The 12210-nt window shown below is 51.4% G+C and carries 11 protein-coding genes; 5 read left to right on the plus strand and 6 right to left on the minus strand.

All coding sequences use genetic code 11. The features are described from left to right. Positions 1–1032: basic amino acid/polyamine antiporter (locus VFA_RS00870; RefSeq protein WP_038150615.1), on the minus strand; the 1032-nt coding region annotated here is incomplete at its 3' end. Between the two features lie 359 nt (positions 1033–1391). Beyond that, a complete protein-coding gene (gene mdh, locus VFA_RS00875; protein ID WP_004724018.1) occupies positions 1392–2324 on the minus strand; it encodes a malate dehydrogenase in 933 nt (310 codons plus the stop codon). Between the two features lie 327 nt (positions 2325–2651). On the opposite strand from mdh, the gene argR reads away from it, so the two are divergent. From argR to VFA_RS00900, 5 genes are all read left to right on the plus strand, one after another. Next, positions 2652–3122, plus strand: a complete 471-nt coding sequence (gene argR / locus VFA_RS00880; RefSeq protein WP_004724020.1) for a transcriptional regulator ArgR — start codon at positions 2652–2654, stop codon at positions 3120–3122. Between the two features lie 349 nt (positions 3123–3471). Then, complete coding sequence (locus VFA_RS00885) at positions 3472–4440, plus strand: TAXI family TRAP transporter solute-binding subunit (RefSeq protein ID WP_004724023.1); 969 nt, start codon at positions 3472–3474, stop codon at positions 4438–4440. Between the two features lie 166 nt (positions 4441–4606). Further along, on the plus strand, positions 4607–7186 hold the full coding sequence (locus tag VFA_RS00890; protein WP_004724025.1) for a TRAP transporter permease: 2580 nt from the start codon (positions 4607–4609) through the stop codon (positions 7184–7186). Positions 7187–7293: 107 nt separating this feature from the next. After that, positions 7294–7731 (plus strand): universal stress protein, encoded by a 438-nt coding sequence (locus tag VFA_RS00895; RefSeq protein ID WP_004724026.1) that lies wholly within the window; start codon positions 7294–7296, stop codon positions 7729–7731. Between the two features lie 146 nt (positions 7732–7877). Continuing rightward, the gene (locus VFA_RS00900; RefSeq protein WP_004724028.1) at positions 7878–8267 is read left to right on the plus strand and encodes a DUF2061 domain-containing protein; all 390 of its coding nucleotides are present in this window, start codon (positions 7878–7880) and stop codon (positions 8265–8267) included. 93 nt (positions 8268–8360) lie between these two features. On the opposite strand, the gene VFA_RS00905 is transcribed toward VFA_RS00900, so the two are convergent. The 4 genes from VFA_RS00905 to VFA_RS00920 form a co-directional block, all read right to left on the minus strand. After that, a complete protein-coding gene (locus VFA_RS00905; RefSeq protein ID WP_004724029.1) occupies positions 8361–9167 on the minus strand; it encodes a glycosyl hydrolase 2 galactose-binding domain-containing protein in 807 nt (268 codons plus the stop codon). Between the two features lie 119 nt (positions 9168–9286). Beyond that, positions 9287–9706, minus strand: coding sequence for a ribonuclease E inhibitor RraB (gene rraB, locus VFA_RS00910; protein ID WP_004724031.1), 420 nt, complete (start codon positions 9704–9706; stop codon positions 9287–9289). A 224-nt stretch (positions 9707–9930) separates the two neighbouring features. After that, entirely contained in the window at positions 9931–11376 is a 1446-nt protein-coding gene (gene tldD, locus VFA_RS00915) for a metalloprotease TldD (RefSeq protein ID WP_004724033.1), read from the minus strand. A 2-nt stretch (positions 11377–11378) separates the two neighbouring features. Beyond that, the gene (locus VFA_RS00920; protein ID WP_004724035.1) at positions 11379–12206 is read right to left on the minus strand and encodes a carbon-nitrogen hydrolase family protein; all 828 of its coding nucleotides are present in this window, start codon (positions 12204–12206) and stop codon (positions 11379–11381) included. Positions 12207–12210 lie beyond the last annotated feature (4 nt).

Below are 12210 nucleotides of genomic sequence, written 5' to 3' on the forward strand. Positions count from 1 at the left end.
CTGAATGCAGATGTTGGTCAACGTCAGGGCTTGATACGGGCTACCCGCCTCATTTTGCTTCGCATAACGCGCGGGGAACATCTTGTCTTTGGCACCGAGATAAGGCGCTTCGGACGCCAATACCGTCCAACTTAAGAACGCGCCACACACCGAAACAAGCAGACCACCAGCAATGATGTATTGTCCCCACGGGCCCAAGATCTCAGTCAACACTTTCGCCATCGACGGGTTGTGATACTGCGCCAGCTCAACCGGACGAATCACGCCCATCGACAACAACGTCACCAACACATAAATCGACAACGCGGTCAGTAAGCCAAGGATCGTCGCACGGCCAATGTCTCTGCGATGACGAGCACGGTTAGACACCACAACAGCCCCTTCCACACCAATGAACACCCAGACCGTGATCAACATGGTGGCTTTGATCTGCGACCACAGATCATGCTGCTCGCCAAAATGCAGCCCAGAGAAATCGACGGTGAACGTCTGCCATTTGAATGCCAACGCCGCGCAGACAATGAACAGCAAGAGCGGTACCATCTTGGCACATGTGGTGACCAGGTTAATCAGTGCTGCGGTTTGCACGCCGCGTAGCACCAGCAAGTGCACCGACCAAAGAAGAACCGACGCGCCGCCCACCGACAACAACGTGTTGCCGCTGCCAAACAGCGTGCGATCCGGTGTATCAAACAACATGCCGAGCGTGCTGAACACGATCACCAGATAGGACACATTGGCCACCATCGCGCTAAACCAATACCCCCAGGCAGAACAGAAGCCGGTGAAATCACCAAAACCTTCCCGCGCATAACCAAACACGCCGCTGTTGATGTGCGGTTTATGCATTGCGAGCTGCTGGAAAGAGAGTGCAAGAAAAATCATGCCGACCCCAGTAATCATCCAGCCAATCATCACGGCCAGAGGGCTCGCCACGGCGGCCATGTTTTGCGGCAGGCTAAAAACGCCAGCACCAATCATTGAGCCAATGACCAGTGCGGTTAACGAGCCTAAACCCAGTTTGTTATCCATGGTTATTTCCGATTCTGCTTTCGAGAAGGGCGTTATTTTAAAGGCAAATGATGAAAGGATGCATACAGTGCGTGATCCACATCACCGAGAAAGTGTTTTTAACAACACATTCATTGCCAACGATCAAAAAGTCACACACTTATCAACGCAAAATTGTCTGTAGTTGGTAAAAAACTCTGAATAATACAACTTTGATGGAATGTTTAAATATAAACTCGAAGCCAGATAAATTTTATGACTATTAATTCAACAATCGCGCATGTTTAGAATGCAGGCGGTTCACGCAAAGCATAGACGTAAAAAAGCCGCTTATCCTGCGACAAGCGGCTTTTGAAAATCGTTCACGAGAAGCGTGATGATTATTTCACAAAATCGATACCGATTTGGATGTCACCTTTCAGCGTATCCAACATACCGTTCAGTGCTGCTTCTTCAAATGCACTCAGTTGACCGTAGCTCAGTACTTCTTCCACGCCGTCTTTGCCCAGTTTCACTGGTTGTGCAAAGAATTGTGCGTGCTCACCAGCACCTTCAACGTAAGCGTACTCAACCACGCTTTCACCTTGCAGTGCTTTCACCAGAGACAGGCCAAAACGACATGCTGCTTGGCCCATTGACAGTGTCGCAGAACCGCCACCCGCCTTCGCTTCAACCACTTCAGTCCCCGCGTTTTGGATACGTTTAGTCAGCGCTTCAATTTCAGCGTCAGTGAATTCCACCCCTTCAACTTGAGACAGCAGTGGCAGAATGGTTACACCTGAGTGACCACCGATCACAGGAACACGAACCTGACCTGGATCTTGGCCTTTCAATTCAGCCACGAACGTTTCTGAACGAATCACGTCCAGCGTCGTGATACCAAACAGTTTACGCTTGTCGTACACACCTGCTTTTTTCAAAACTTCCGCTGCGATTGGCACAGTGGTGTTCACTGGGTTGGTGATGATACCAATACATGCATGAGGACAAACTACCGCGATGCGTTCAGCCAGTGCTTTGACAATACCTGCGTTCACATTGAAAAGATCCGCACGATCCATACCCGGTTTACGAGCAACACCCGCAGAGATCAGAACCACATCCGCACCATCCAGTGCCGGTGTTGGATCTTCGCCCGCGTAGCCTTTAATAGAGACCGGCGTTGGGATATGGCTTAGGTCCGCTGCAACACCCGGAGTTACAGGCGCGATATCATACAGCGCAAGATCAGAACCTGCAGGAAGACGGTTTTTCAACAATAGGGCTAGGGCTTGACCGATGCCGCCAGCGGCACCAATAACAGCGACTTTCATCGTAGTTCTCCTTGAGAGTAAATCTCTTATAAATGTTTTTGGTAGGGTATCTAGTATCCGACCCCAAGAAGCTATAGCAATCACAAGTTGATTACAATCAATTAACCTCAGCTTTGCGACTTTGCGCAACTACGTATTCGTGTGCGACAACTCCGGGCCCGATTATGAGTCTATTTTTCTTCGATGACAAAGAGTTAAAGTGTTATCTAACCGAATATTTACCATATTTACAGTGACCTTTAAGACAGTTTTGAGCGATAATTTGGCACTGATACCCGACCTATGGGAAAATACACCGCAGTTATGAATAGCGATAGTAAGAAGACGATGCGCCATACAGACAAACAAGACAATCTAGTCCGAGCTTTTAAAGCTCTGCTGAAAGAGGAACGCTTTGGCTCTCAGGGCGATATTGTGGATGCACTGAAACACGAAGGGTTTGATAACATCAACCAATCGAAGGTGTCCCGCATGCTGACAAAGTTCGGCGCCGTTCGAACTCGCAATGCCAAAATGGAAATGGTGTACTGCTTACCCGCTGAACTCGGCGTTCCTACGGTTTCAAGTTCGTTGCGTGAACTGGTGCTTGATATCGACCACAACAACGCGCTGGTTGTCATCCATACCGGCCCTGGCGCTGCACAGTTAATTGCCCGTTTACTCGACTCACTGGGCAAATCCGAAGGCATTTTGGGCGTGGTTGCTGGCGATGACACGATCTTCATTACGCCAACGCTGAACGTCTCAACCAAGCAGCTGTTTAAGTCCGTTTGTGAACTTTTCGAGTACGCTGGCTGATCTCATTATTGAGAAACTGTATATAAAACAGAACGATGGAGTCACGAAAAGTCCGTGACGCGTGACTCCAATCACATCTTAACCAACTCTCTTCACCTGCATTAAATTCAATTTAACTTATTGATTTTTATACATATCACCTCGCACAACTCCGCTGAGTTTTGGCGAAATCACTAGCCTGTTTGGCTACATATTTTTACATTCCTATAATTATCTTTCGATTTTTTGGTATTATTCAGTCACTTTTTCAACAAATGGATTGAAAAAGCTTCCGTTTCTCGATGAAGAAACGCCCAAAGCAACTACACTTGTTTTGGGAGCAAATAATGAAAAGAAGGAAGGGAAATTCATGGCATTGAATACAATAATTAAGGTCGGTGCGATTGCTGCTGCAGTATTGGGCGCAGGCGCGGTTAACGCTCAGGAATTCATCACGATTGGTACGGGTTCGGTCACGGGTGTTTACTACCCAACCGGCGGTGCGATTTGTAAGCTAGTTAACAAAGACCGTAAAGAACACAATATCCGCTGCTCTGTAGAATCCACTGGGGGTTCGATCTACAACGTCAATACGATCCGCTCTGGCGAGTTAGACTTCGGTATCGTTCAGTCTGACTGGCAATACCACGGTTACAACGGCACCAGCGAATTTGCTCAGCAAGGTCCATACAAGAAACTGCGCGCTGTGTTCTCTCTTCACACAGAACCTTTTAACATCATCGCGCGCTCTGATGCTGGCATCAACAACGTACAGGATCTGGCTGGTAAACGCGTGAACATTGGTAACCCAGGCTCGGGCGACCGCGCGACCATGCAGGTCGTGATGGACGCATTTGGCTGGACCAACGACAGCTTCAAACTGGCTTCTGAGCTAAAAGGCTCTGAGCGTTCACAAGCCCTGTGTGACAACAAGATCGACGCATTCATCTACATGGTGGGCCACCCGAACGGTTCCATCAAAGAAGCGACGACATCTTGTGATGCGAAACTGGTGCCGGCAACAGGTCCAGAAATCGATAAAGTTGTGGCAGACAACCCTTACTACGCATACACCTCCGTGCCTGCAGGCATGTACCGTGGCACCGACATGGACGTGAAAAGCTTCGGTGTGGCCGCAACCTTAGTCACCAGCGCAGATGTCTCTGACGAAGTCGCGTACAACGTGGCCAAAGCCGTGTTTGAAAACTTCGATACCTTCACTCGCCTACACCCAGCATTTGCTAACCTGAAAAAAGAGGACATGGTGAAAGCAGGTATCTCTATCCCACTCCACCCAGGTGCAGTGAAATACTACAAAGAAGTCGGTCTACTGAAATAATTCAGTACGCACCACTCCATAAATAAGGAGGCCGGGCGCCTCCTTATTAGTATGGCCGCTCAGCGCGTCACCACGTTGCGCGCGGTCATCACTCTCTTGGCTTTGACTCCGTTTGACAGGCCACCTTTCGATATTTTAAGACCATCAAATAATAAGGATAACGTGCATGACGCAGACAAACACTCCGTCGCAAGATGTGCAAGAGATGGTTGCACAGGCTGATACAGGTGCAAGGAACCCAACCGGCATCCCAGGTCGCATTCTGTGGTTGGTGCCACTATGCTGGTCACTCTTCCAGTTGTGGTACGCATCGCCACTGCCATTCATTTTCGATTTCGGCGTACTCAATGACACGCAAGCTCGGGCCGTTCACCTCAGCTTTGCTATTTTCCTCGCATTCACCGCCTACCCGGCGATGAAAAACTCATCACGCGATCACATTCCATCCATCGATTGGATTTTGGCGCTCGCCGGTAGCTTCTCGGCCGCCTACATCTATCTTTTCTATGAACAATTGGCCGGTCGTTCTGGTGCACCGACCACGCTGGACGTGGTGGTTTCCGTAATGGGCATGGTGCTACTACTGGAAGCAACGCGCCGCGCACTCGGTCCTCCGTTGATGGCTGTTGCCGCTGTCTTCCTGCTCTACACCTTTGCCGGCCCTTACATGCCGGATGTGATTGCCCATAAAGGGGCCAGTCTCAATAAAGCGATGTCACACCTGTGGCTGACCACCGAAGGGGTATTCGGGGTCGCGCTGGGCGTATCAACCTCGTTCGTATTCCTGTTTGTTCTATTTGGTGCCATGCTCGAACGAGCCGGCGCTGGGGCTTACTTCATCAAAGTCGCGTTCTCCATGCTTGGTCACATGCGCGGCGGTCCGGCCAAAGCGGCCGTCGTGGCATCAGGTCTGTCGGGGCTGGTCTCCGGTTCCTCTATCGCGAACGTGGTGACCACGGGGACCTTTACCATTCCGCTGATGAAACGGGTTGGCTTTCCGGGCACCAAAGCCGGTGCGGTGGAAGTCGCCGCCTCAACCAACGGTCAGTTGACGCCGCCGATCATGGGCGCCGCAGCATTCCTGATGGTTGAATATGTTGGGATTTCTTATGTGGAAGTGATTCGCGCGGCGCTGCTGCCTGCATTGATTTCTTACATTGCCTTGATTTACATCGTCCATTTAGAAGCGTGTAAAGCGGGTATGGAAGGCTTGCCACGTCGTCACAACCCAACGCTGCTGCAAAGCCTGCTGTCATTTACCGGCACCATCTTGGGGCTGTGTGTGATCAGTGCCGTGGTCTATTACGGTGTCGGCTGGACCAAAGATGTCTTTGGCGCAGCCGCCACACCCATCGTGACCGTTGCCCTGCTCGTGGTTTACGTATTGCTGGTGCGTATTTCGTCTAAGTATGCGGCGGAAGGTGGACTGGCGATCGACGAAGATCTGCAAGAGATTCCTGACACCGGCCCGACCGTGAAATCTGGCCTGCACTACCTGTTACCCATTGTCGTGTTGGTGTGGTGTTTGACCGTCGAACGCTTCTCGCCGGGTCTGTCTGCATTCTGGGCCACCGTGTTCATGATCTTTATTCTGCTCACACAACGTCCGTTGATGGCGGTCTTTAATCAGACAGGTGACCTCACACGTGAAGTAAAAGCAGGCGTGACCGATTTGCTCGAAAGTTTGGTATCTGGCGCGCGCAACATGATCGGGATCGGTGTGGCCACCGCCGCCGCGGGGACGGTTGTGGGTGTCGTGACGCTAACGGGGATCGGCTTGGTGATGACCGACTTTGTTGAGTTCATCTCCGGCGGCAGCGTGATCATGATGTTGATCTTTACCGCTGTCATCAGTTTGATTCTGGGCATGGGCCTGCCAACCACCGCGAACTACATTGTGGTATCGACACTGATGGCGCCGGTGATTGTGACGCTGGGCGCGCAGCACGGCTTGATCATTCCACTCATCGCGGTGCATTTATTCGTGTTCTACTTCGGGATTCTCGCCGATGATACCCCGCCGGTGGGCTTGGCAGCGTTTGCCGCCGCAGCGATTGCGAAATCAGATCCTATTCGCACCGGTATTCAAGGGTTTACCTACGATATTCGTACCGCGATCTTGCCATTTATGTTCGTGTTCAATACCCAGCTCCTGCTGATGGGCATTGATTCTTGGTGGCATCTGGCACTCACGGTCAGCTCTTCGATCATCGCGATGTTGCTCTTCTCCGCCGCCACGCAAGGGTGGTGGTTCACCAAAACCAAGTGGTGGGAGATCGCGGCGCTGCTGCTACTGACGTTTACTTTCTTCCGTCCGGGGTTCTGGTGGGACATGATCTATCCGGCGCAAAAACTCTACCCGGGGACCGAATTGGCGCACATCGTGGAGAAAACACCGGTCGGACAATCGGTCGCGATGTTGGTGGCTGGTGAAACATTAGAGGGCGATTACGTTTCGAAAACCGTGATTCTGCCGTTTGATGACCGCGCCCGTACCGCGCAGGAACGTATCTCGTCGATGGGCCTGATGCTCAATCCTGAAAACAATCGCATGATGATCGACATGGTGGAGTTTGGTAGTCCGGCAGAATCTGCAGGCATTGATTTTGGTTGGGAGATTCGTTCTATCGTCGTCGATAGCGATCGCCCAATGAAGGAATGGGTGTTTGTCCCTGCCCTGCTGCTCACCTTGCTCCTGGGCTGGAACCAGAAGCGACGGGCCGCCAAAGAGACCATTCGTACTTAATGTTTAACAAAATCCGCGCTTAATCAAAATGCCCTGTGTCAGCAGGGCATATACTCAAGCCAAAGACTTGTTGCCATCTGGCTCCACCTAAACAGAGATAACGAATAATGTATAAACACATCTTGGTACCTGTTGATTTGAACGAAAAAGGCTTTTCTGACAAAGCCGTTCAGCATGCCGTGTGGCACGCAAAACAATCCAATGCCGAATTGCATCTGCTTAACGTTCTGCCGGGCATTCACATGTCGATGGTTGCCACGTATTTCCCCAAAGATGCGGCTGCCAAAATGAAAGATGACGTTCGCGCGCAACTCAAAGCGTTCGCCGAGAAATACATCGTCGAAGATGTGGTGTACAAACTGCATGTCGCCGAAGGCAAGCCTTACGCCACCATTCTCGACTATGCCGAGAAGCTGGGTGCAGATCTGATTGTGATGCCAAGTCACAAGCGTTCACGTATCGACAAAGTGATGCTGGGCTCTGTCGCCAGTAAAGTGGTGGAACACTCCCCGATCAACGTTCTGGTGGTCAAACCGCAAGGCTGAAACTCACAATGATTCGATGAAGGCGCTCAATGCGCCTTTTTTTATTCGTTTTTAACTATCACACTAATCGTTCATTCCCATTTTCTTTTATGAGAATAATTATCAATAATGATTCCATCAAAGAGAAACGAGATTGGACGATTACCATGAAAAAGACACTGAGTTTTGCTGCTATCCACTTTAGCATTGCTTTTACCGTCGCGTACGCCCTGACCGGTGACGTTATCATCGGTAGCCTGATCGCAATGCTTGAACCGATGGTGAACACGGTTGCTTTCTACTTCCACGAGAAAGCTTGGAACCAGTATGCCCCCTTGCAACGCTATGCGTCGAACCCGCGCCTGAAAACGGCCAGCTTTGCCGTGATTCACTTTACCGTGGCGTTCAACGTCGCCTACTTGTTAACGGGCAGTTTTCTGGTGGGTGGTGTGATGGCCCTGATTGAACCGAGCTTTAACACCTGTGCGTACTACTTCCATGAAAAAGTGTGGCAAAGCAAACACGCCAGTACCGGACCTTGGCAATGTGCCCACTAAGATTAAAACATGAAGCCCCGCGAATGCGGGGCTTCATGTTTTAAAGAGAAATTGTCTTCGAAAGATAAACGCGATTCTAACGATTCACTGCATTCAAACCGGAAAATGGGTGACACATTGGGAGTGGCTGAGGCCCAATTTAAAGGCTTGGCGCTGACCATCCAACTCCACACTGACCTCGTAAAGATCGCGCGGATCAGGATGATTCACGTCATAATACTTCGGCGCTTCAACCTGAAACAACGCACTGGCATGGTCGCTGCGCACATCAATCGGCAGGTGATAAGTCATGCTATCAAAGCGCACGGCAGCAGAAATTAAGCCCGGCGAATAGGTCGTGAAAAACAGATTCACCAACAACTCACAGCCGCCGCCATGGTGCCAGATTTGCTCGGTGGCGACATGCTCAAGGCGCAGATGGCGAATGCATTGCAAGTAAGGCGCACGCCAAATCCCCATGCGCGCATCGTACGGCTCGGCTTTGGCGGGCGCCAGTGAGCACAAAGCGCCGTCCGCTTCCTCGTCGTCAACCAACCAGTCGTCTTCCTGTTCAAGAAACAGAATCTCAAATCGGTTGCGCCCTGGGTTCAGCAGCGGACGAATATCTTTTTTATACACCGCCTGAGAGCCATCGCAATCAAACAGCGCCACCCCATTGAGACGCACCTCAGCGTGATAATCGACCCCTTCTAGCACCAAATCGATCGCGGCAAACCCAAGTAGTGCGTCGTCGACTTCGATGTCGTGCATCAAATGCCACTCCTGTGCGGCAATGGCCGATTCCGACAAACTGTCAGGCAGCACCGCACTCAAGGGGGCCGGAAACGTCACGTCATCTTGAGGAATGGATAAATCGGTCAGCGGAGAAAGTTGCCAGAGTCCGGCGAGAGAAAGCTGCATAATCAGTGGTCGGTCGTCAGGGTTTGCGCCATTTAAACACAGTTCATTTCGCTAACACAAACGTCAGTTGCATAAAAAAATACCAGCCGTGTGGCTGGTATCTTACAAATCATCAATGATTACTCTTCGTCGTCATCTTCATCTTCGTCGGCGTACAGAGCGTCTTCACCCTCATAGTAAGTCCCCCAACCGTCGTAGATCACGTCGTATTTTTCAGCCAGATTCACCAGTTTTTCAACTTGTGCATCAATCGCTTCTGGATTCAGTACAGATTGCATGGTCGCATCGAAACACAGCAGTTTATTGCCATCTTCGTCTTCCGCTTCTTCCGCTTCCAACACTTCAAAACCCAGTTTGAATGCTTCCACAGCCGCTTTTTCTAGCTTGTCAAAATCTTCCGCGAAGAAGTGGTGTTCGATCTCATACAAAGCTTCTGGATCACTGCCATCCTCGAGCAGCGCTTGAATGATGTCGCGAGTCTCTTCTTTTTGAATCTCAATAAAATCTTCAACGGACAGATATTCATCTTCGTGAGACATAAATGTGGCTCCAGAATGGTTAAGTTGGATCAAATTTCAGTGCGACGAAATATGGCATGGATCGTCATGAATTGCCAGCCACAAAGTGATCTCCACGCGATCTTTCTGGCCGCAGACGCTTCCATTGACCATCAACGCCCATCAGCATCGCCGTCAACGATCTCAGGAAGCGCTCTGCCTTTCTGCACCAAGAAAAAAGCTGCGTTCAACGCAGCTTTTTCGGGTTATTCGGTACCACCAACGGTCAATGCGTCGAGTTTAAGCGTGGGCTGCCCCACACCGACGGGAACGCTTTGACCCGCTTTGCCACACACACCGACCCCGCGGTCAATGCTGAGATCGTTGCCCACCATCGAGACTTGCTGCATCGCTTCAATGCCCGAGCCAATCAGGGTCGCCCCTTTAATCGGGCGCGTCACTTTACCATTTTCGATCAGATATGCTTCCGACGCCGAGAACACGAACTTGCCGGAGGTGATATCCACCTGACCGCCGCCAAAGTTGGGCGCGTAGACGCCTTTTTTCACGGTGGAGATGATCTCTTCCGGTGTATGCTGACCCGGCAGCATGTAAGTGTTGGTCATACGAGGCATCGGCAGATGCGCGTACGATTCACGACGGCCGTTCCCCGTAGGCGCCACACCCATCAAGCGTGCGTTGAGCTTGTCTTGCATGTAGCCTTTCAGCACACCCTTTTCAATCAGCACGTTGTACTGACCGTTCACGCCTTCATCGTCGACGTTGAGCGAGCCACGTAAATCTTTGAGTGTGCCGTCATCAACAATGGTGCACAGATCTGAGGTCACTTGCTTGCCCATTTTGCCTGAGAACACCGACGAGCCTTTCCGGTTGAAGTCGCCTTCAAGGCCGTGGCCAACCGCTTCGTGCAATAGCACGCCCGGCCAACCAGAACCCAAAACCACCGGCATGGTGCCCGCAGGTGCCGCGTCCGCTTCCAAATTCACCAACGCCTGACGAATCGCTTCATCCGCGTAAGCAAATGCCATTTTCTGACCGTTTTCTTCCGTCAGGAAGTAATCGTAGTTAAAACGACCACCGCCGCCCGCGCTGCCGCGTTCACGGCGATCGCCTTTTTGTGCCAGCACACTGATCGACAAACGCACCAGCGGACGAATATCACCGGCGTACGTGCCATCGGTTGCGGCCACCAGCATCTGTTCGTGCACACCACTCAAGCTGACGGAAACTTCCTGAATCAGCGGCTCTTTGGTTCGAATGTAGGCATCCAACTGCATCAGCAGTTCGGTTTTTTTCTGCTTTTCCCAGCTTTGCAGTGGGTTATCCGCCGCGTAGTAGCTTTGATTGTCTGAACGTTTAAACGCTTGCACGCGGCCATTCTGGCCTTGCTGAGCGATACCGCGTGCGGCAATGGCACTCTGCTTTAAGCCATCGAGTTGAATCTGATCAGAGTAAGCAAAACCGGTCTTTTCACCGGTCACGGCACGCACACCCACACCACAATCGATGTTGAACGAGCCGTCTTTAATAATGCTGTCTTCCAATACCAGCGACTCATGCCAGCTGGACTGAAAGTAAATATCCGCATAATCAATTTCACGAGTGGCGATGGTCGCCAGAGTGTCAGCGATATCTTGCTCTGTCAGCCCTGCAGGGGTTAATAGTGCCTCTTCAATTCGGGTAATACTCATAGCTAACTCTTTTTCTCTTTAAATTGATTATCAAAGCGCGTGTGCGCCATGATCGGCATGGTCAGGCGCACTTGTTCCACCTGATGCAAATCGATGTCGGCGATCAACGTTGCCGCGGGTTGCTCCAGCGAGGCCACGATGTCCCCCCAAGGGCTAATCACCATGGAATGCCCCCAAGTTTCTCGACCGCACACATGGTGCCCACCTTGCCCCACAGCCACCACCCAGCATTGGGTTTCAATCGCTCGGGCGCGCAGCAGGACTTCCCAATGCGCACGTCCGGTGACCGCGGTAAATGCCGCAGGCACCACTAAAATTTGTGCGCCTAAACGGCGCAACTGAGAATACAGATGCGGAAAACGCACATCGTAACAAATCGACAATCCCAACTCCCCCATCGGGGTCGGAACCACCGTCAGCGCATCGCCCGGCGTGAACGTTTCCGACTCGCGATACCGTTGGTGACTGTCTGCGACATCCACATCAAACATGTGCAGCTTATCATAATGTGCTGCGGGTTCGCCTTGTGGATTGAATAAAATCGATGTGGTGGTCACGCCGTGAGCACGCGCTATCGGCATGCTGCCGACCAGTAACCACACGCCATTTTCACGTGCAATTTGGGCGAGTTCACGTTGAATTGGGCCGTTTCCCATCGGTTCAGCGTGCTGGTGATAGTCGTTGCGATTGCCAAACACCACTGCATTTTCGGGCGTCACAATCCAACGCGCCCCTTGCGTCGCCAATCGGTTCGCGTGCTTAGCGATAAACGCCAAATTGTCTGCGACCTGCGGCCCTGAAGTCATTTGGATGATACCGACACGTTCCATGTGT

The sequence above is a fragment of the Vibrio furnissii CIP 102972 genome (genome assembly GCF_000176175.1).
Taxonomy (GTDB): Bacteria; Pseudomonadota; Gammaproteobacteria; order Enterobacterales; family Vibrionaceae; genus Vibrio; species Vibrio furnissii.